Below are 20,729 nucleotides of genomic sequence, written 5' to 3' on the forward strand. Positions count from 1 at the left end.
CGCAACAGGAGTGATTCGATGAGCCCCACCAATACCGAGAACCTGAAGGAACACCTGGGTGAAGCCGGTTCCCACCTGAAGCAGGCCGCCAGCGCCGCCGGCGGTGCGATCAAGGGCGCCACCGGTGCCGCGACCGACGAACTGCGCATCGGCAAGGCCAACGTCAAGGCTGAACTGTCCGACAGTGCACTGTCCGGCCTGGCCGCTGCCGAGTTTGGTGGTGCCGCCGCCAAGGAGCAGGTCGATGCGCTGATGGACAAGGGCAAGGACCTGATCGACAGCGCCGCCGAATTGATCCGTGAGCGTCCGCTGGCCTCGTTCGGTGTTGCCTTCGCGGCCGGCTGGATCATCGCCAAGCTGGCCCGCGGCAGCAGCGACAAGTAAGCCGCGGCGTGAGCGAAGACAACGCGCAAGCCCCTGATCCGGCGGCTACCCCGCCGCTGGATGAGAGCATCCGCCAGGTCGGCGCGGCCGGTCGTGCCGCTGCCGACTCGGCCAAGCACTCGCTGCGTTCGCTGCGCCGGTTGGCCTCGGCCGACTTCGCGCTGGCACGCAGTGCCTTCGGCCGCGCGCTGGCCTGGGCCGGCGTAGCGATCGTATTTGGTGCGTCGGCCTGGCTGCTGATGGCCGCCACCCTTATCGCGCTGCTGCAAAGCTGGGGCCTGAGCTGGCTGCAGGCACTGCTGATCACCTCGCTGCTGAGCCTGGCCGTCACCGGTTATGCGATCTGGCGGGTGTCCTACTTCTTCCACCACACCGGCATGCACGCCACCCGGCGCCAGCTGTCCCGCCTGGGCCTGTTCGACGAGCCCAGCGAAGACGACCCCGATGCCGATGTGGAGCTGCCAGAGGGCAAGCCATGAAGTTCGGTGCGCTGCAGCGTCGGGTGAAGCGCTGCGAACAGGTGGTAACCGTGCGTCTGGTCGAGACCCAGGACCACTGGTCCACGCTCGGCCAGGTCTGGCGCCAGGGCTGGTCGCCACTACGCATCGTGGTAGTGGGCCTGGCCGGTGGCTTCATTGCCGGCAAGCTGGAAATGCCGGGCAAGGTCAACGGTGCGCGCTGGCTGCAGATGGTGGGTTCGGTCTCGAACCTGTTCGCCAGTGCGCAGGCGGCGTTCGCCACGGCGATGGCGGCGCAGGCGGCGGCCACCGCCGACGATGCGGCCGAAGAAGCCGGCGATGCCAGCGAACAGGCACACGCAGCGGCCTCCGCCGCTGAAGCACGGCCCGCAGCGGCAGCGCGAGCTGTGCCGGAGCCGGAGCCGGAACCGGACCTGCGCGAACCGCGCCCGGCCGAGGCGGCCACCGAGCTGTCCGAACGTTGATCCCTGGAATCCGCCGCGCCGGTCGCGGCCGGCGGATAATGCGCTCCCCTTTCCGGCTGATGCGTCGATGAGCGAGTCCTCCCTGTCCCCGTCACCGGCCGGCCACGACGCATCCGAGGCACCGCTGCCGCCCCCGTCGCGCCCACGCGGACCGATGTCGCTGGTTGTGCTGGCGACCCTGGCCGTGGGCTATACGCTATGGGCGGCGCAGGACATCATCCTGCCGGTGCTGCTTGCGATGTTCTTCGCGCTGGTCGGCAATCCCATCCTGCGCCTGCTGCAGAAGCTGTGGATTCCGCGCGCGCTGGGCGCGCTGTTGATCCTCGGTGCGGGCCTGGGCGTGACCGGTTCGCTGGCCGTGCAGCTGATCGGACCGGCGATGGAATGGGCGCAGGAAGCACCGCAGCAGCTGCGCAAGGTCGCCCGCCAGGTGCAGAACCTGACCAAGCCGGTGCAGCAGGCCAACCAGGCGGCGGAAAACTTCGCCCGTGTGGCCGGCGGTGACAGCAACCACAAGGTGCAGGTGATCCGCACCCAGCTCGACGACCCCTACCGCATGCTGACCCGTGCACCGCGGCTGGCTGCCTCGGTGTTGGCCGTGGTGCTGCTGACGCTGTTCTTCATGATCTACGGGCAGAGCCTGCAGCGCGCGGCGATCGCCCTGTTCCCCAACCGCCAGCAGCAGCGCTTCACTACCGACATCCTGCGTTCGATCGAACGCGAGGTCTCGCGTTACGTGCTGACCATCAGCGTGATCAACACCTTGGTCGGGCTGGTGTTCGCCGGCGTGCTGATGCTGCTCGGTATCGGCCTGCAGGAAGCGCTGCTGTGGGGCACGGTGGCCGCGCTGCTGAATTTTGCGCCGTATGTGGGTCCGCTGATCGGCGTGGCGCTGATGCTGTTGATGGGCTTCGTCGAGTTCCGCGACCCGCTGCAGGCCCTGCTGCCCGCAGCCGCCTACCTGGGCCTGCACACACTGGAAGGGCAGATGGTGACCCCGATCGTGCTGGGCCGTCGGATGAAGCTGTCGCCGCTGGTGCTGATCCTGGCGCTGATGGTGTTCGGCTGGGCCTGGGGCATGATCGGGCTGCTGCTGGCGGTGCCGCTGCTGGTGTGCATCAAGCTGGTGCTGGCACGCCTGGACGGCATGCAGGGCTGGGCACGCCTGCTGGAATGAAAGCCCGCGCGGGCAGGGGTAGAATGGCGGGGTGAATTTCCCCGTCCAAGCCATCACCCTCGACCTTGACGACACGCTGTGGCCGTTCGCTCCGATCGGCGCCCGCATCGAACAGGTCCTGCACGCCTGGATGTGCGAACACAGCCCCGCTACCGCCGCGATGTATCCGGTGGAGGCGATGCGCGAACTGCGCGAGCGGCTGTACCACGCCCATCCGCACCTCCACCACGACCTGAGTGCGCTGCGCCGGCTGACCCTGCACGAAGCACTGCACACCAGCGGTGCCAGCCTCGATCTGCTGGAGCCTGCGTATGAAGTGTTCTACGCCGCACGCAACCAGGTGGAGTGCTATCCCGATGCGATCGATGCACTGGCACGGATTGCCGCGCGGATTCCGGTGGCGGCGCTGAGCAATGGCAATGCCGACCTGGAACGGGTCGGCCTGGCCCATCATTTCGCCTTCCAGCTGGGTGCGCGCGAGCACGGCGCGGCCAAGCCCGAAGCCAGCATCTTCCACGCTGCCTGCACCCGACTGGGTGTCGCGCCGGCACAGGTACTGCACGTCGGCGATCATGCCGACATGGACGTGGCCGGGGCGATTGCCGCCGGCCTGCGCGGGTGCTGGATCAACCGCGAGGCAGCCACCTGGACCCATCCGCAGCTGCAGCCGGACCTGCAGTTCGACACCCTCACCGGCCTGGCCGACTGGTTGGATGCCAACCTCGACGCCGCCGCACTCCGGAGTACCTGACGCATGAGCGAGATCACTGGTTTCACTGCCGACACCGCCGCAGCGCTGCCGCTGTACGTGCTGGACCGCGAGCAGTTCGCCGCCTGGAAGGACGGCCAACCGGCCGCCACCCAGGCCTGGCTGGCATCGCAGGGCTTCACCGCCGGTGCCTTCACCACGGCGTTGCTGCCCGGCGCCGATGGCCTGTCCGGAGCGGTGATCGGTGTGGGTGATCGCGCCGATGCCTACAGCTATTCGCATGCCCCGCACGCCCTGCCGGAAGGCAGCGTGTGGCAGCTGGCCAACGAACTGCCGGCCGCCGAACAGGCGCTGCTGCAGCTGGGCTGGGGCTTGGGCAGCTACCGCTTCGACCGCTACCGCAAGCGCCACCGCGCACCGGCGCAACTGGTAGCCGCGCCGACCGGCGAGGTGGCCGACCTGATCACCGCCAGCCTGCGCGTGCGCGACTGGGTCAACACTCCCACCGAAGATATGGGCCCGCAGCAGCTGGAAGACGCTGCCCGCGCCCTGGCCGCTGCGCACGGCGCGCAGGTCGAGGCGATCACCGGTGACGAACTGCTGAAGCACAACTTCCCGGCCATCCACGCCGTGGGCCGCGCATCGCACCGCGCGCCGCGTCTGGTGGTGCTGCGCTGGGGCAAGGACACCGATCCGTCGCTGGTGCTGGTCGGCAAGGGCGTCTGCTTCGACACCGGCGGCCTGGACATCAAGCCGGCCGACGGCATGCGCAACATGAAGAAGGACATGGGCGGCGCCGCGCATGCGCTGGCCCTGGCCGGCCTGGTGATGGCACGCGGGCTGCCGGTACGTTTGACCCTGCTGGTGCCGGCGGTGGAAAACGCGATCGGTCCGGAGGCGTTCCGCCCGGGTGAAGTGATCGCCACCCGCAAGGGCCTGAGCGTGGAGATCGACAACACCGACGCCGAAGGTCGCGTGATCCTGTGCGACGCATTGACCTTCGCCGGTGAGCAGAAGCCGGACCTGGTGCTGGACTTCGCCACCCTCACCGGTGCCGCGCGCATCGCACTGGGCCCGGATCTGCCAGCGCTCTTCAGCAACGATGACACGGTGGCCCAGCAGTGGCTGCAGGCCGGTGACGCGACCCGCGACCCGGTCTGGCGCATGCCGCTGTGGCGCCCTTACCTGCGCTACCTGAGCAGCGGCATTGCCGACCTGGCCAACGCCGGTTCGCGCATGGCCGGCTCGGTGACCGCCGCGCTGTACCTGGAGCGCTTCCTGGAAGACGGCCAGCGCTGGGCGCATCTGGACGTGTACGCCTGGAACGACGGCGAACGCCCGGGCCGTCCGGCCGGTGGCGAAGCGCTGGCGTTGCGCTCGGCGTGGGCGATGCTGAAGGCGCGCTACAGCTGATCGGGTGGGTGCCGACCTTGGTCGGCACGCCGTCCCCGGCAAACTTGACGAAAATTTGAATACCGGGCCTGGAAGGGTTCTGCGAGGATGTGTGGGTCGACCACCCACACGCTCCGTGAAGGCAGGACTCCGACCATGTCGCTCTTCGGCTACACCCGTGCCGGCCAGACGCCGGGCACACCGCGCAGGCATTCCCCCCTGCTCTGGATCGCGCTGATCGCGCTCATCCTGGGTGCCGTGGCGCTGGCCTTTGCCTGGCTGGCCGGCTGGATGGGCGACCGCCTCACCGCGCAGCGCTTCACCGATACCATCGAGGCCACCGGCCCGGCCCACCCGGGCTTCCGCCGCGCGCACAGCAAGGGCATCTGCGTGAGCGGCTGGTTCGAACCCAGTGCGCAGGCCCGCACCCTGTCCAGTGCACGGGTGTTCTCGCAGCGCCGCGTGCCGGTGATGGGCCGCCTGTCGATCGGCGGCGGCGACCCGTACGGCGCCGACAACACTGCACGCGTGCGCAGCCTCGCGGTGCAGATGGTCAGCGATGATGGGCAGGAATGGCGCATGGCGATGAACAGCTTCCCGTTCTTCGCGGTGCCCAGCGCCGAGGCGTTCTACGAGCAGACCCGCGCTTCCATTCCCGACCCGGCCACCGGCAAGCCCGACCCGCAGAAGATGGCTGCGGTGCTGGCGAAGTACCCCAGTGCGCAGGCCTTCCAGCAGTGGGCCAAGACGGCGCCGTGGACCAGCAGCTGGGCCGACACCACCTTCAACAGCGTCAACAGCTTCTGGTTCGCCAATGCGCAGGGCCAGAAGCGCGCGGTGCGCTGGCGCTGGCAGCCGCAGGCGCCGGTGGTGGAGATGGATGCGGAAACGCGCAAGCAGGCCAGCGTCGATTTCCTCAGCCAGGAACTGCAGCAGCGCCTGGCCAACGGCCCGGTGCGCTGGAACCTGGTCGTGACCACCGCCGAGCCCGGCGATGCCATCGATGATCCGTCGGTGCCATGGCCCGAGTCGCGTGATCAGGTAGTGGCCGGCGTGCTCAGCCTGGACCGCATGCAGTCGCAGGAACAGGGCGCCTGCGGCCAGATCAACTTCGATCCGCTGATCCTGCCCAGCGGCGTGCGCGGCAGTGACGATCCGATCCTGGCCGCGCGCTCGGCCGTCTATTCGCAGTCCTTCAACCGCCGCGAACGCGAGCGCGCCACCGGCAACGTCGAACAACCGAAGGAGGCCGCACGATGAGCATCGGCAACGGCCACTTCAACCTGCTGGCGCGGGTGCTGCACTGGTCCATGGCACTGATGATCATCGCCATGCTGTTCATCGGCGTGACCATGGTCGCCTCACTGCACCTGCGGCCAATGCTGATCGACCTGCACCGCCCGCTGGGCATCGCCATCCTGGTGCTGGTGCTGCTGCGCCTGTACAACCGGCTGCGCCATCGCCCGCCGCCGCTGCCTTCCGACCTGCCCGCCTGGCAGGTGCTGGCGGCCAAGGCCTCGCACTGGATGTTGTATGCGCTGATGCTGGCGATGCCGTTGATCGGCTGGGCGATGCTGTCGGCAGGCGGTTACCCGATCGTGCTGTGGGGCGGCCTGCACCTGCCGCCGATCGTGCCACACACACCGGCGCTGTACGCCGCGTTGCGTAATGCGCACAGTCTGCTGGCCTACGTGCTGTTCGCAACGGTGCTGATGCACGTGGGTGCGGCGCTGTTCCACCTGTGGGTGCGGCGCGATGGGGTGTTCCAGGCGATGGCGCGCGGGAAGGATTGAGAGCGAGCTCCTCTGCGCCCACGCATGAGTAGCGCCGGGCCATGCCCGGCGGATCGTTTCCGCGCCTGCGGAGAGGTGTCACTTTCTTTGCTCGTGCAAAGAAAGTAACCAAAGAAACACGCCGCCAGAGCGCGAGCCGTCGCTACGCGACGGTTCCCTGCGCTTCTCGGCGAATCAGGGGACGGCGCCGAACTCGCTGCGCTCAGACACCGGCGCCTCTGCGCCCCTGATTCCCCTGCGATGCTCGGCTCGCTCAAGGCGGACCCAAGGTCAAGAACCACAGCTGCACGACGATATTTGGTAGCGCCGGGCCGTGTCCGACGAGTGAAGCGGCTGCTTTCGCCTTTGGTCTTGAGTCCGCCTTCAAGCGAGCCGAGCACCGCAGGACCGGCGAGGGCGAAGAGGCGCGGGTGTCTGAGCGCAGCGAGTTCCGCGCCGTCCCTCGGCGGGCCGAGGAGCGCAGGGCACCGGCGTGCGCAGCACGTCGGCTCGCGGCCGGCGGAGCGTTTCTTTGGTTACTTTCTTTGCGCGCAAAGAAAGTGACACCCCTCCGCGGTCGCGGAAATGACATCACCGGGAAAAGCAGGCCGCCGCTACAACCACCCCTTCTGTCGCGCCAGCCGATAGGCCTCAATCCGGTTGGCCACACCCAGCTTGCCGATGCACTCGGACAGGTAATTGCGCACCGTACCGTGCGACAACCCCAGCTGCTCGGCAATCTCGCTGGCGGTTCGGCCCTCCCCTGCCAGACGCAGCACACGGCGCTCGCGGTCGGTCAGCGGATCGGCCTGCGACCACGCATCCAGCGCCAGCTGCGGGTCGATCGCACGGATGCCCTGTTTCACCTTGCGCAGTGCATCGGCCAGGTTCTCGGCCGGTGCGTCCTTCAGCAGGTAGCCCAGCACGCCCGCCTCCAGCGCGCGGCGCAGGAAACCGGCGCGGGCGAAGGTGGTCACGATCACCACCTTGATCGGCAGCTCGTGACGCGCGATGCGCTGGGCAAGCTCGAGCCCGGACAGGCCCGGCATCTCGATGTCGGTGACCAGGATGTCAGGCTGCAGCTGCTGCAGCATGCGCCACGCGGTTTCGCCGTCGGCGGCGCTGCCCAGCACCTCGATATCAGGCTCCAACCCCAGCAGCGCCGACAGTGCGCCGCGCACCATCGCCTGGTCCTCGGCCAGCAGGATGCGGATCATGCGGCACCGTCCTGCACCAGCGACGACGGCGTGCCTGGCGGCAACGGTGTGGTCGCGGCAGCCAGTGGCACGCGCACGCTCAGCAGCGTGCCCTCGCCCTTTGCGGACTGAACCTGAAGGTTGCCCCCCAGGGCGGCCACGCGTTCGCGCATGCCGCACAACCCGTTGCCCTCGGCCTGCACGCCGCCACGACCATCATCGCGGATCTGCATCGCCAGCATGCGTCCTTCCAGCATGAATTCCACCCGTGCCTGTGTCGCCTGTGCATGGCGCACGATGTTGGTCGCGGCCTCGCGCAGCACCAGCGCCAGACCGCGTTCGACATCCACCGGCATCGCCGGTGGTGGTGCGTATTGAAGGTGGACCTGCTGGCACTCCAGCAGCAGCCGCGCCGACGCCAACTCACCGGCCAGGTCACTGGCGCGGATACCGGTGACCGCGCTGCGCACCTGCGCCAGCGCTTCGCGGGCAATGTCCTCGGCTTCGCCGATTTCCTGCCGCGCCCGCGCGTCGCCACGATCGTGCAGCTTGCGGGCCAGTTCCAGCTTCAACGTGATCAACGACAGGGTATGGCCGAGCAGGTCGTGCAGGTCGCGGCCGATGCGTTCGCGCTCGGCGGTGGCTGCGAGCCGCCGCACCTCGTCCTGCGACAGCTGCAGTGCCGCATCCTTCTGCTGGTTGAGTGCCTCCACGTTCACGACCAACCCGACGATATAGGACACGGCGGGGATCCAGACCAGGCTCTGCCACGGGTACTGGAACAGCAGTGCGAGGCCGCAGAACAGGAGGTTCAGGCCAGTGAGCTGCAGCAGGTACTGCCACCAGCCACCGCGTCCGCTCACCCGCAGCAGCACGCAGCCGAACACGAAGTAGGTCAACCCGGACGGGTACCACGGCAGCAGCACCAGCGACATCCCGATCAGGCCCAGGGCATAGCGCGGCGCGTGATGGCGTGGCGCCACCATCACCTTGGCGTACAGCAGCAGGAACACCGGATAGCTGGCCACTGTAAGCAGCAGCCAGCGCAGGGTGAAGCCATGGCCGAGCAAGGGCGTCAGGAAGATCCACACCGACCACAGCAGGTGGATCGCCTCGCTCCAGGGTGATTTTCCCCGGCGCAGCGTCTCGGCCACCGCCGAGTCCGGCGCGGGGCGCAGCAGGGAGGCAAGCCAGGTGGACGGCACAGGCGGTTCCAGGCGGGGATGATCGCCGCCGATCATGCCAGTTCGGCTGGCTGCGCGCAGGCGCCACCGCCGGCAAGGTGGCACCGGCGCAACCCGCCGCAGATCACGGTACGCTTGGCGGTACCGCTGCAGCGGGCCAGCGATGGGGTGGTCGGATCCATGAGCGGTACCGGCAGCGGGGACGTTGCCATCCTGTGCCGCCGCGGTCACATTTCGCAGTTGCCGCCGTCAGTGTCATCGGGTGACAGCTGTCACTGCCGTCATCGCTGTGCCTGCCTTCATGCTGTGCCGCACGCTCCACCGCCGGAACCGCCGCCGTCCGCGCTTCCGGCCACACCCGCCCGAACGCCTGTGATGGAACGAATGAACGCTTCTGCCGAGCTGTTGAAGGAACTCCGTATCGACCGCAAGTCGCCGCCGCCCGCCTCCGGTGGTGGCAGCAACGGCGGTGGTCGCCGTTGGTTGTGGATCGCGACCATCGTGGTCGTGCTGCTGATCGCCGCTGCCGTGGCGTTCCTGTTCGGCCGTGCGCCGGCCGTGGAGGTGGAAACCGCGCCGGCCGTGGCCATCCAGCAGGGTAGCGCCAGCAGTTCGGTGCTCGACGCCAGTGGCTACGTGGTCGCCCGGCGCATGGCCACGGTCTCGGCCAAGATCACCGGCAAGGTGCGCGAGGTGATGATCGAAGAAGGCATGCGGGTCGAGGCCGGCCAGGTGATGGCCACGCTGGACCCGATCGATGCCGATGCGCAGCGCAGCCTGTATGCCTCGCAGCTGCAGGCCGCACGCAGCCAGGTGGCCGGGCTGGAGGCGCAGCAGAAGCAGGCCGCCGCCGAAGCCAGCCGCCTGCAGGCACTGGTCGGCCAGCAGCTGGTGTCACGTTCGCAGTACGACCAGGCCGTGGCCCAGCGCGACAGCCTGCGTGCGCAGCTGGAAACGGCCCAGCGCAACGTCAAGGTCGCCCACGACCAGCTGGCCATCGCCGACCTGGGTGTGGACAACAACATCGTGCGCGCGCCCTTCTCCGGCGTGGTCACCGCCAAGGCCGCGCAGCCCGGTGAGATCGTCTCGCCGCTGTCGGCCGGCGGTGGCTTCACCCGTACCGGCATCGGCACCATCGTCGACATGGACTCGCTGGAGATAGAAGTCGAGGTCGGCGAGGCCTTCATCGGCCGCGTGCAGCCGAAGATGCCGGTGGAAGCCACGCTCAACGCCTACCCCGAATGGAAGATTCCCGGCGAGGTGATCGCCATCATCCCCACCGCCGACCGCGGCAAGGCCACGGTGAAGGTGCGCGTGGCGCTGAAGGTGAAGGACCCGCGCATCGTGCCGGAAATGGGCGTGCGGGTCAGCTTCCTGGAACAGGCACAGCCGCAGGCCACAACCAAACCGCAGGGCGTGCGCGTGCCGGCTGGCGCGGTGGTCCAGCGCGAGGGCGCCCCGGTGGCCTTCGTACTGGGTGACGAGAACCGCGTGCAGCAGCGCACGGTCGAGGCTGGCCAGGCAATGGGCAAGGACCGCCAGATCCTCAAGGGCGTGAGCGCAGGTGAATCGGTGGTGCTGAACCCGCCGGACACCCTGCGCGATGGCGCCAAGGTGCAACAGAAACAAGCGCAGTAGCGGCCTGGCGCCCACGGGCGCCGCCGGCAGCACCGCTCGACGCACGCCTGCGGCCCCTTGCCGTGGCGCTTCCCCGTTTCCCGCCTTCCGTGGAGAACCACCCATGTCGACCCTGGTTTCACTGCGCAACATCACCAAGACCTACCAGCGTGGCCCCGAGAAAGTGCAGGTGCTGCACGGCATCGACCTGGACATCGCCAGCGGCGACTTCGTCGCGCTGATGGGTCCGTCCGGCTCGGGCAAGACCACCCTGCTCAACCTGATCGGCGGCCTGGACAACCCCAGCGGCGGCGAGATCAGCATCGAGGGCGAGCGCATCGACCAGATGAGCGGCGGCCAGCTGTCGACCTGGCGCAGCCACCACGTCGGCTTCGTGTTCCAGTTCTACAACCTGATGCCGATGCTGACCGCGCAGAAGAACGTGGAGCTGCCGCTGCTGCTGACCCATCTCAATGCCGCGCAGCGCCGCCGCAATGCCGAGATCGCGCTGACCCTGGTCGGCCTGGCTGACCGCCGCAGCCATCGCCCCAATGAACTGTCCGGCGGCCAGCAGCAGCGCGTGGCGATCGCGCGGGCGATCGTCTCCGACCCGACCTTCCTGATCTGCGACGAACCCACCGGCGACCTCGACCGCCAGTCGGCCGAGGAGATCCTTGGCCTGCTGCAGCAGCTCAACCGCGAACACGGCAAGACCATCATCATGGTCACCCATGACCCGAAGGCCGCCGAGTACGCCACGCACACGGTGCACCTGGACAAGGGCGAGCTGGCCGACGCGCCGCTGGCCCACTGACGGAGGCCACGGCGATGAAATACTTCTCGTTGGTGTGGGCGCAGCTGTTCCGCAGCCGTACCCGCACCCTGCTGACCCTGCTCTCGGTGGTGGCCGCGTTCCTGCTGTTCGGCATGCTCGATTCGGTGCGGGTGGCGTTCTCGTCGGGTGGCAGCGTGGAAGGTGCCAACCGGCTGATCGTGGCCTCGCGGCTGTCGATCACCCAGTCGCTGCCGATCCGCCTGGAAACCCAGGTCCGCCAGGTGGCCGGCGTGCGCGACGTGGCCTACGGCATGTGGTTCGGCGGCATCTACCAGGACCCGAAGAACTTCTTCCCGAACTTCTCGGTGTCCCCCAACTACTTCGATGTCTACCGCGAGCTGCAGATCGACCCGGCACAGCTGGAGGACTGGAAGCAGACCCGTACCGGCGCCATCGTCGGCGAAACCCTGGCCAAGCAGTTCGGCTGGAAGATCGGCGACACCATCCCGCTGCAGGCCACGATCTTCCCGCGTGGCGGCAGCAACGACTGGCCGCTGGTGCTCAAGGGCATCTACCGTTCCAAGGACCGTGCGCTGGCCGCCAACGAAGAACGCCAGTTGATGATGAACTGGAAGTACTTCGATGAATCCAACGACTACATCAAGAACCAGGTGAGCTGGTACACGGTGACGCTGGACAACCCGGACCACTCTTCGCGCGTGGCGCAGGCGATCGACGCGATCTCGGCCAACTCCGACCACGAGACCAAGACCCAGACCGAATCGGCCTTCCAGCAGGCCTTCGTCAAGCAGTTCGCGGATATCGGCATGATCGTCACCTCGATCATGGGTGCGGTGTTTTTCACCCTGCTGCTGTTGACCGGCAACACCATGGCGCAGGCGGTGCGCGAGCGCGTGCCGGAGCTGGCCACGCTGAAGACACTCGGCTTCAAGGACGGCACCGTGCTGACCCTGGTGATGGTGGAGTCGGTGCTGCTGATCGGCCTGGGCGGCCTGATCGGCATGGGCCTGGCCGCCCTGATCCTGCCGGCGATCGGCCCGAAGAGCATGGGCATGCTGCCGCCGCACGTACCGACACCAACCTGGCTGATGGGGCTGGGCCTGATCGTGGTGATCGGCATCATCGTGGGGCTGCTGCCCGCGCTGCGTGCCAAGCGCCTGAAAATCGTCGATGCACTGGCCGGCCGCTGAGGAGGATTGCAGATGAACAAGCTCAAGAAGTGGCTGGGCAACGGCATAACCGTGCTGCTGCTTGCGATCGGCCTGGTGCTGTGGATCAGCCTGCCGTGGATCGGCGTGCTGGCCGTGGCCGTGCTGGTGGCGCTGTGGCTGCTGCTGACCCGCGGCGGACGGCTGGCGTTGGCCGCCACCCGCATCGGCGTGGCCAGCCTGCCGCAGCGCTGGGGCGCATCGTCGGTGATCGTGGTCGGCATTGCCGGCGTGGTCGGCGTGCTGGTGGCGATGCTGGCGATGGGCGAAGGCTTCCAGGCCACGCTCAACAACACCGGCGATGACACCACCGCCATCGTGCTGCGCGGTGGCTCGCAGGCCGAGACCAACTCGGTGATCACCCGCGAGCAGGTACCGATGCTGTCCACCCTGCCCGGCATCAGCCGCGATGCGCAGGGCCGGCCGTTGCTGTCACCGGAACTGTCGCAGGTGGTCAACCTGGTGTCCAAGTCCGATGGCACCGACGTCAACGCGCAGTTCCGCGGCGTCGGTCCGCAGGCCTGGGCCGTGCATGACAAGGTCAAGATCATCGAAGGCCGCAGGTTCGCCACCGGCCTGCGCGAGATCGTGGTCGGCCAGGGTGCCAAGGGCCAGTTCCGCGACATGGACGTGGGCAGGACGCTGACCCTGGGCAACCAGACCTGGACCGTGGTGGGTGTATTCGCCACCGGCGACGCGCACGATTCGGAGCTGTGGACCGACGCCGATACACTGGCCACCACCTACCAGCGCAGCGCCTGGCAGTCGATCAGCGTGCGTACCGAGGGCAAGGCCGGATTCGAGCAGTTCAAGGCAGCAGTCGCCGCCGACCCACGCCTGAAGCTTGACGTGGAAACCACCCGTGTCTACTACAGCAAGCAGGGCGGCGGGCTGACCAAGCTGATCGACATCCTCGGCAAGGTGATCGGCACGATCATGGCGGTGGGTGCAGTGTTCGGCGCACTCAACACCATGTACGCGGCAGTGGCCACCCGTGCGCGCGAGATCGCCACCATGCGCGCGATCGGTTTCCGCGGCCTGCCGGTGGTGACGGCAGTGATGCTGGAGACGATGCTGCTGGCGCTGCTCGGTGGCCTGCTCGGCTGTGCGGTGGCGTGGCTGCTGTTCAATGGCTACAGCGTGTCCACCATCGGCAGCAACTTCAGCGCAGTGGTGTTCAAGTTCCATGTATCGCCGGAACTGCTGTGGACCGGACTGAAATGGGCGCTGGGCATCGGCCTGGTCGGCGGCCTGTTCCCGGCGCTGCGCGCGGCACGTTTGCCGATCACCACGGCGCTGCGCGAAACCTGAGCATCACGCAGCGGCATTTCGCACATCCTGCAGGGACGGAGCGAAGGCTCCGTCCCTTTCAGGTTGCCGAACTCAGACATCCGCCGCCGCAGCATCAAACGGCGGGGCCGCGCGCGGCCAGATGCTGGCGAAGGACTTCCTCGGGCGGATACGACGTGCCCAGCGCGTGCTGCTCGCCTGTGTGCCGGTCGACGAAGATCGGCCCATTGCCGGCCAATGCATCCGAGATTTCGCCGGATTGCAGGTAGCGCAGCGACTGGAAGCAGAACAGCCAGCCTTCGACCACTTCGTGCTCATGCGTGATGGCAACCGGCTCATCGTCGCTGGCAAGTGCAGCCTCCACGCGACGGCGTGCTTCTTCAAGCTGGATCATTCCTTCATCTCCTGCCTTCGATGACGAGGCGAAGAGCATTTCATGCGGGCAGATGCATCACAACGACTGCGCGCCTGCATACAAGCGCGTACTGCGACGCGTTGTCGCAACTACTCAAGCGTGCCAGCTTCGTGCCGCTATCGATGCCTCTGCCCATCGCAAACGCAGCGCGCGTGACGCCGCGCACAGCGCATCTGTGGATTGTTGGTTGCGATTCATGTTCACGCACATTCCGCAGCATCGCGACAAACAGTTGCGAATGAAAACACTCTAGAATCCGGCCCCCCACGTTGGTTTGCAGCACCCCACGCGTCCACAGAATGGACGCTTGTTTTTTCTGAAACACGAGATTTCACGGATGTCCCTGAAGACCACCCCGCTGCGCAACGCGATCATCATCGCGCTGGCCGCCAGCTGCACTACCCCCGCCTTCGCACAGGATGCGGGCGACAACACCACCAACCTCGACCGCATCGAAATCACCGGCTCGCGCATCCGCCAGGCCAGTGTCGAAACCGCTCAGCCGGTGGTCGCGCTCAACCGCGCGGAGATCGAGAAGAAGGGCTACGTCAACGTCGCCGACATCCTGCAGGATGTGACCGCTGCCGGCTCGCCAAGCATGAGCCGCGCGTCGTCGCTGACCTCATCGCGCGATTTCGGCGGAATGTATGTCAGCCTGCGCAACCTGGGCCCCGAGCGCAGCCTGGTGCTGATCGACGGCCGCCGCATGGGCGTCAGCGCCGGCGGCTACTCCGACCTGGCCTCCATCCCCTCGGCCATCGTGGAGCGCGTTGAAGTGCTGACCGATGGCGCATCGGCGTTGTACGGCTCCGATGCCATCGCCGGTGTGGTCAACATCATCACCCGCAAGAACTTCGATGGTGGCGAAGCCAGCGTCTACGTCGGCCAGTACGGTGAAGGCGATGGGCAGAAACGCTCCTACAGTGCCACTTTCGGCAAGACCTTCGACCGCGGTTGGTTCAGCGTTGGCGCCGAGCGCACCAAGGAAGACGAAGTGATGGGCGGCGCGCGCGAGTTCAGCCGCTACGTCAACGGTCCGCGCCATCCGAACGATGGCCTCAACGGCACCACGCCGTGGGGCAGCGTCACCGTCGGCGGCAAGCCGCTGACCGTCGGTCCGGGCGGCGACCCGACCAGCGCCGGCAACTTCCACGCGCCGAACCCGGCCGATGGTGCCAACACCAAGACCAACATGAGCCTGCTGACCGGCCTGGAGCGCACCTCGGTGTTCGCCAACGGCGGCTTCTCGATCACCGATGACCTGCGCATCGTTGCCGATGCCATGTACAGCAAGCGCGAATCGACCAAGCACCTGGCTGGCTACCCGTACTCGGTCACCGCCACGCAGGCGCGCAACGGCAGCCGCGCCGCCCTGTCCAAGGACAGCGCATTCAACCTGTGGGGCCAGGACGTGCTGTTCTCGCATCGCACCGAAGAGATGCTGCGCGGCACCGAGAACACCCTGGAAACCAAGCGCGGCAGCCTGGGCCTGGAAGGCAGCTTCGAAACCGGCTCGCGCTACTGGGACTGGAACGTCAGCTACACCTACAACCGCAATGAAGGTAAGCGCGTTGGCACCGGCAGCATGTACCAGCCGAACGTCAACCTGGCCGTCGGTCCGTCCTTCATCGAGAACGGCGTGGCCTACTGCGGTACCCGCACTGCGGTGATCGCCGGCTGCGTGCCGTGGAACCCGGCCGCACCGATGGGCTACACCGGTCCGGGTTCGCTGAGCAACCAGGAGGTGCAGGACTACCTGTTCGCCCGCTACGTGGACAAGAGCCAGACCACCACCAAGGTGGCCAGCGCCAACATCTCCGGCTCGCTGTTCTCGCTGCCGGCCGGCGACGTCATGGCCGCGATGGGCTTCGAGCACCGCAGTGAAGAAGCGCGCTACACCCCGGACCTGATGGTGCAGAACGGCCAGATTGCCGGCACCAGCGGCAAGCCGACCCAGGGTGACTACTCGCTCAACGAGGTCTACCTGGAAATGCAGGTGCCGCTGCTGGCCGACATGGCCTTCGCCCGCGAGCTTTCGCTGGACGTTGCCGGTCGCTACTCGGACTACAACAATTTCGGTTCCACCACCAACAGCAAGTTCGGCGTGAAGTGGAAGCCGATCGACAGCCTGCTGGTGCGCGCCACCTACGGCACCGGCTTCCGTGCGCCGACCGTGGACGACCTGTACGGCGGCACTGTCAGCAGCCGTGACTCGTTCACCGACCCGTGCGATACCTCGTTCGGCACTGCCGCCACCAGCGCCGCCGTTGCCGCACGCTGCAAGGCCCTGAAGGTGCCGGCCAACTTCCGCCAGCTCAACAGCGACGGCAGCGTGGCCAGCAAGCCGGGCCAGCAGGCCACCACCGATTTCAACTCCGGTTCCAACCCGAACCTGAAGCCGGAAACCGCCAAGACCTGGACCGTGGGCCTGGTCTACAGCCCCGACTTCGTGCAGGGCCTGGACGTCAGCCTGGACTGGTGGAAGATCCGCATCGACAACGCCATCGTTGGCGAGTCGGCCACCAACATCCTGGAACAGTGCTACGTGCAGGGCTCGGACGCCGCCTGCGGCCGCTTCACCCGTAGCAGCAACGGCCAGGTCAACACGCTGGACCGTTCGCTGGTCAACGCCGGCTACCGCGAAACCGCCGGCTATGACATCAGCGCGCGCTACCGCCTGCCGGAAACCGCGTTCGGCAAGTTCGCCGTTACCTGGAACACCACCTATACCGACTATCTGGAGCAGCGCAACGACAACGCCGCGACCACGCCGGTGGAACAGCTGACCAGCTGGGGTGGCAACTTCCGTGTGCGCTCTACCCTCAACCTGGACTGGCAGTACGGCAACCTGGGCATCGGCTGGACTGCACGCTACTACTCCAGCATGAAGGAGAAGTGCTCCTACATGGACGAGTGCAACATGCCGGGCTTCAGCTCGGCCTACACCGATGCCTCGCCGACCAACAAGGTGGGTTCGAACACCTTCCACGACCTGCAGGTGCGTTACGCCCTGCCGTGGGACGGCACCGTCTCGCTGGGCCTGAACAACGTGTTCGACCACCAGGGTCCGATCATGTACAGCCAGCCCAACAGCAGCTTCGTCTACTACGGCGGGTTCGACATCGGTCGTTTCATGTACATGAAGTACCAGCAGCGCTTCTGAGCCTGCACCCGCGTTCCCGCCACCGCCATCTCTCTCCTGGCGGTGGATGGAAGCAGGGCGGCGCCCCCCGGGGCGCCGCTCTTTTTTTCATGCGTGCCAGTCGATCCGGCCCGGTGCTACCGCTTGGCGCGCATCGTGCGGATGTTGTCGCCGACGAACAGGATCAGGCCGGCCCAGATCGCGGCAAAGCCAATCGCCTTGCCGGCGTCGAAGGCTTCGTGGAAGAAGAACACGCCCAGCAGCAGCTGCAGGCTCGGCGCGATGTACTGCAGGATGCCGACCAGTGACAACGGAATGCGCTTCACGCCGTAGGCAAAGCCAATCAACGGTACCGCCGTCACCACACCGCCGAAGATCAGCAGCAGGTCGTTGCGCCAGCCCCAGCCGTGGAAGAACGCGCCACCATGACCATTTTCGGCCCAGATCGCGAAGCCCAGCGCCGGCAGGAACAGGTACATGCTCTCCACGCCAAGGCCCGCCACCGGGTCGACCGAAACCAGCTTGCGCAGCAGGCCGTACAGGCCGAACGAACAGGCCAGGCCCAGCGCGATCCATGGTGGTGTGCCGGCATCGATGGTCAGCCAGGCCACGCCCACTGCCGCCATCGCCACCGCCACCCATTGCAGGCGGCGCAGCCGCTCCTTCAGCACCAGCACGCCCAGCAGCACGTTCACCAGCGGGTTGATGAAATAGCCCAGGCTGGTCTCGATCACATGGCCGGCGTTGACCGCCCAGATGTACAGGCCCCAGTTGAAGGCGATGGTCAGGCTCGAGACCAGCAGGATCGGCAGCGCGCGCGGCTGCGCAGCGATCTTCCGCCACCAGCCCAGGCGTGCGCTGAGCAGCAGCCAGCCCAGCACCAGCACGGTGCTCCAGATGATGCGGTGGGCGATGATCTGGAACGATGGCACCTCATTGAGCAGGTGCCAGTACACCGGCACCAGACCCCAGATGACGAAGGTGGAAGCCGTGACCAGCAGGCCACGGCGCTGTTCTTTCTCGTCCATGCTCATTTCTTGCGCGTCCTTGCCATCGTCAGTACCACCACACCCAGGAGAATCACCGCCATCGCCAGCAGGTCGCGCCAGCCGAAGCGCTCACCGTTGAGCAGCGCGCCCAGCAGCACCGCAATGACCGGATTGACGTATGCATAGCTGCCAGCCAGCGCCGGGCGCACGTTCTGCAGCAGCCACACGTAGGCGGTGAACGCGACGATGGAGCCGAACACGCACAGGTAGGCCATCGCCAGCAGGCCACCGGTATCGGGCAGCGTGGTCGGGCGCTCGCCGACCGCCAGGCCGATCAGCACCAGCAGCACACCGCCACAGATCATCTGCCCGGCGGCGGTCATGAACGGGCCCGGCAGGTCCAGTCCGCGTGCCCACACCGAGCCGAATGCCCAGCCGACCGGCGCGATCAGCAGCAGCACCAGCCCGGTCGGCGAGGCGGTCAGGCTGCTGCCTGCGTTGAGCCAGACCACGCCGAGGAAGCCGATGGCGATGCCCAGCCACTCACCGCGGCTGGCGTGCTGGCCGCGCAGCGCCGAGAACAGCGCCATCCACAGCGGCACCGAGGCCACCGCAGTGGCTGCCAGTCCCGAGGACACCTCGCGCTCGGCCAGCACCACCATGCCGTTGCCCAGCACCAGCATGGTCACGCCCATGATGCCCAGGTTGCGCCACTGCCGCAGGGTCGGGTTCGGCATCTTCCAGAACAGGCGCAAGGCCAGGAACATCAGGCCACCGGCAATGATGAACCGGCTGCCGGACACCATCGTCAGCGGCAGCGCGCCCCCGTGCAGGGCCTTGGCGATGCCCAGGTAGGTCGACCCCCAGACCACGTAGACCAGCAGCAATGCCAGCGCAACAAGGCCACCCCGGGGGGCAGCCGCAGACGAAGAGGGGGGAGCCGACATGACACACCAGGGAGCCGGGGGAAGGCGGATTCTAGGACGTTTTGAGTATGGTCCGGGACCCCATACGGTGGCACGCTGTCATCCATCCATGCACCCTGCTCTGGTCTGCTACCCCGTGTTGACGGCCCATGCAGTACCAAGAGGGCTGTCCGGCCGCGCCGCCCCAAGGCCGGGCGCCGTTTTCCCTGCGCACGGACGCGCCGCATCGAGGATTCCCACCCAGATGAGCACCACGTCCCATCCTGCCGTACCCGCGAACGACCGTGCCGCCCTGCGGCGTTCGATCTCCAACACCCTCAAAGGCTCCGCCGGCAACCTGGTGGAGTGGTACGACGTCTACGTGTACTCGGTGTTCGCCGTGTACTTCGAATCGCAGTTCTTCTCGCCGGACGACAAGAACTCCACCCTGTACGTGTGGGCGATCTTCGCCGCGACCTTCCTGATGCGCCCGATTGGTGCCTGGTTCTTCGGCCGCTTCGCCGACCGCCATGGCCGTCGCCTGGCGCTGACGGTCTCGGTCACGCTGATGGCACTGTGTTCGTTCCTCATCGCCATCACCCCCACCGCCGCCAGCATCGGCATCTGGGCCGCCGTGATCCTGCTGTTCGCGCGCCTGCTGCAGGGCTTCGCCACCGGCGGCGAATATGGCGCCAGCGCCACCTACATGTCCGAGGCCGCCATCCCGGGCCGCCGCGGCTTCCTGTCCTCCTTCCACTACGTCACCCTGGTCGGCGGCCATGTGCTGGCCCAGCTGACCCTGCTGCTGATGCTGACCTTCTGGGGCAAGCCGGAGATCTCCGAGTGGGGCTGGCGCATCGCATTCGGCATCGGTGGCGTCGCCGCAGTGGTGGTGTTCTGGCTGCGCCGCGGCATGGACGAATCGCTGTCGGAGTCGTCCATCGAGGCCGCGCGCGAGGGCAAGGCACAGAAATCCGGTTCGATGTACGAACTGTTCGTGCACCAGTGGCGGCCGCTGCTGCTGTGCTTCCTGATCACCGCTGGTGGCACCGTGGCCTTCTACACCTACTCGGTGAACGGCCCGAAGATGATCCAGAGCGCCTTCGCCGGCAACGATCCGATGACCGGCACCCTGATCAACCTGGGCGTGCTGGCCTTCCTGATGGTGCTGCAGCCGGTCGGCGGCTGGCTGTCTGACATCATCGGCCGCAAGACCCTGCTGGTGTTCTTCGGCGCCGGCGGCGTGCTGTACAGCTGGTACCTGATCACCCAGCTACCGCACCAGCATGACGCCACCCTGGCCTTCCTGACCCTGGCACTGGCCTTCGTCATCCTCACCGGCTACACGTCCATCAACGCGGTGGTGAAGGCCGAGCTGTTCCCCACCCACGTGCGTGCGCTGGGCGTAGGCCTGGGTTACGCGCTGGCCAACTCGCTGTTCGGCGGCACCGCCCCGTTGCTGTACCAGGGCGCGCTGAAGACCGGCCACGTCGACTGGTTCGCCATCTACGTGACCGCAACGATCGCGGTATCGTTGGTGGTCTATGTGTTCTTCCTCACAAACAAGGGCCCGAACTGGCTCGACGGCACCCGCAAGTAAGCGCGTTGCC

Annotated in this window: 19 protein-coding genes; 14 read left to right on the top strand and 5 right to left on the bottom strand. The window is 67.1% G+C overall.

The features are described 5' to 3' along the window. The first annotated feature begins 18 nt into the window (after positions 1-18). The 8 genes from AC5P7R_RS06165 (at position 19) to AC5P7R_RS06200 (ending at position 6,398) form a co-directional block, all read left to right on the top strand. Positions 19-384, top strand: a complete 366-nt coding sequence (locus AC5P7R_RS06165; RefSeq protein ID WP_010486932.1) for a hypothetical protein — start codon at positions 19-21, stop codon at positions 382-384. Between the two features lie 8 nt (positions 385-392). Further along, positions 393-863: a phage holin family protein gene (locus tag AC5P7R_RS06170; protein WP_019661806.1), complete on the top strand. Its 471-nt coding sequence runs from the start codon at positions 393-395 to the stop codon at positions 861-863. Continuing rightward, positions 860-1,327, top strand: a complete 468-nt coding sequence (locus tag AC5P7R_RS06175) for a hypothetical protein (protein WP_021204736.1) — start codon at positions 860-862, stop codon at positions 1,325-1,327. The genes AC5P7R_RS06170 and AC5P7R_RS06175 overlap by 4 nt, the downstream gene beginning before the upstream one ends. 67 nt (positions 1,328-1,394) lie before the next feature. Further along, on the top strand, positions 1,395-2,504 hold the full coding sequence (locus AC5P7R_RS06180; RefSeq protein ID WP_019661808.1) for an AI-2E family transporter: 1,110 nt from the start codon (positions 1,395-1,397) through the stop codon (positions 2,502-2,504). A 31-nt stretch (positions 2,505-2,535) separates the two neighbouring features. After that, a complete protein-coding gene (locus tag AC5P7R_RS06185) occupies positions 2,536-3,255 on the top strand; it encodes an HAD family hydrolase (protein ID WP_227854329.1) in 720 nt (239 codons plus the stop codon). A gap of 3 nt (positions 3,256-3,258) precedes the next feature. Continuing rightward, positions 3,259-4,626 (top strand): leucyl aminopeptidase family protein, encoded by a 1,368-nt coding sequence (locus AC5P7R_RS06190; RefSeq protein WP_021204734.1) that lies wholly within the window; start codon positions 3,259-3,261, stop codon positions 4,624-4,626. A 135-nt stretch (positions 4,627-4,761) separates the two neighbouring features. Beyond that, positions 4,762-5,865 (top strand): catalase family peroxidase, encoded by a 1,104-nt coding sequence (locus AC5P7R_RS06195; protein WP_227854330.1) that lies wholly within the window; start codon positions 4,762-4,764, stop codon positions 5,863-5,865. After that, positions 5,862-6,398: a cytochrome b gene (locus AC5P7R_RS06200; RefSeq protein ID WP_019661813.1), complete on the top strand. Its 537-nt coding sequence runs from the start codon at positions 5,862-5,864 to the stop codon at positions 6,396-6,398. The genes AC5P7R_RS06195 and AC5P7R_RS06200 overlap by 4 nt, the downstream gene beginning before the upstream one ends. Before the next feature lie 593 nt (positions 6,399-6,991). On the opposite strand, the gene AC5P7R_RS06205 is transcribed toward AC5P7R_RS06200, so the two are convergent. Both AC5P7R_RS06205 and AC5P7R_RS06210 read right to left on the bottom strand, forming a co-directional pair. Further along, positions 6,992-7,594 carry a response regulator transcription factor gene (locus AC5P7R_RS06205; RefSeq protein WP_014645643.1) on the bottom strand — a complete coding sequence of 201 codons (603 nt, stop codon included), beginning with the start codon at positions 7,592-7,594 and terminating at the stop codon, positions 6,992-6,994. Further along, the gene (locus tag AC5P7R_RS06210; RefSeq protein WP_459389763.1) at positions 7,591-8,814 is read right to left on the bottom strand and encodes a sensor histidine kinase; all 1,224 of its coding nucleotides are present in this window, start codon (positions 8,812-8,814) and stop codon (positions 7,591-7,593) included. The genes AC5P7R_RS06205 and AC5P7R_RS06210 overlap by 4 nt, the downstream gene beginning before the upstream one ends. Before the next feature lie 327 nt (positions 8,815-9,141). Here AC5P7R_RS06210 and AC5P7R_RS06215 point away from each other — a divergent pair, with 327 nt between their 5' ends. The 4 genes from AC5P7R_RS06215 to AC5P7R_RS06230 all read left to right on the top strand — a co-directional run bounded on the left by AC5P7R_RS06215 (position 9,142) and on the right by AC5P7R_RS06230 (position 13,689). After that, positions 9,142-10,395, top strand: a complete 1,254-nt coding sequence (locus tag AC5P7R_RS06215) for an efflux RND transporter periplasmic adaptor subunit (protein ID WP_021203847.1) — start codon at positions 9,142-9,144, stop codon at positions 10,393-10,395. A 103-nt stretch (positions 10,396-10,498) separates the two neighbouring features. Beyond that, on the top strand, positions 10,499-11,188 hold the full coding sequence (locus AC5P7R_RS06220; RefSeq protein ID WP_004137569.1) for an ABC transporter ATP-binding protein: 690 nt from the start codon (positions 10,499-10,501) through the stop codon (positions 11,186-11,188). Between the two features lie 14 nt (positions 11,189-11,202). Beyond that, complete coding sequence (locus tag AC5P7R_RS06225; protein WP_021203846.1) at positions 11,203-12,360, top strand: ABC transporter permease; 1,158 nt, start codon at positions 11,203-11,205, stop codon at positions 12,358-12,360. A 12-nt stretch (positions 12,361-12,372) separates the two neighbouring features. Continuing rightward, positions 12,373-13,689 (top strand): ABC transporter permease, encoded by a 1,317-nt coding sequence (locus AC5P7R_RS06230; protein ID WP_021203845.1) that lies wholly within the window; start codon positions 12,373-12,375, stop codon positions 13,687-13,689. A 94-nt stretch (positions 13,690-13,783) separates the two neighbouring features. Here the strand turns inward: AC5P7R_RS06230 and AC5P7R_RS06235 are convergent, their stop codons facing one another. Next, positions 13,784-14,062, bottom strand: a complete 279-nt coding sequence (locus AC5P7R_RS06235) for a YrhB domain-containing protein (protein WP_111097674.1) — start codon at positions 14,060-14,062, stop codon at positions 13,784-13,786. Positions 14,063-14,420: 358 nt separating this feature from the next. On the opposite strand from AC5P7R_RS06235, the gene AC5P7R_RS06240 reads away from it, so the two are divergent. Continuing rightward, positions 14,421-17,246, top strand: a complete 2,826-nt coding sequence (locus AC5P7R_RS06240; RefSeq protein WP_227854333.1) for a TonB-dependent receptor plug domain-containing protein — start codon at positions 14,421-14,423, stop codon at positions 17,244-17,246. Between the two features lie 116 nt (positions 17,247-17,362). Here AC5P7R_RS06240 and rarD read toward each other — a convergent pair whose 3' ends face one another. Both rarD and yedA read right to left on the bottom strand, forming a co-directional pair. Beyond that, on the bottom strand, positions 17,363-18,259 hold the full coding sequence (rarD, locus tag AC5P7R_RS06245; protein ID WP_019661822.1) for an EamA family transporter RarD: 897 nt from the start codon (positions 18,257-18,259) through the stop codon (positions 17,363-17,365). Further along, positions 18,256-19,161, bottom strand: coding sequence for a drug/metabolite exporter YedA (gene yedA / locus AC5P7R_RS06250; RefSeq protein WP_019661823.1), 906 nt, complete (start codon positions 19,159-19,161; stop codon positions 18,256-18,258). Before yedA ends, rarD begins: the two co-directional genes overlap by 4 nt. 223 nt (positions 19,162-19,384) lie before the next feature. Between yedA and AC5P7R_RS06255 the strand changes: the two genes are divergently transcribed. Beyond that, positions 19,385-20,719: an MFS transporter gene (locus AC5P7R_RS06255; RefSeq protein WP_021203842.1), complete on the top strand. Its 1,335-nt coding sequence runs from the start codon at positions 19,385-19,387 to the stop codon at positions 20,717-20,719. The last annotated feature ends 10 nt before the right edge of the window (positions 20,720-20,729 follow it).

It is taken from the genome of Stenotrophomonas sp. YJH_SMC_27, from assembly GCF_059369815.1.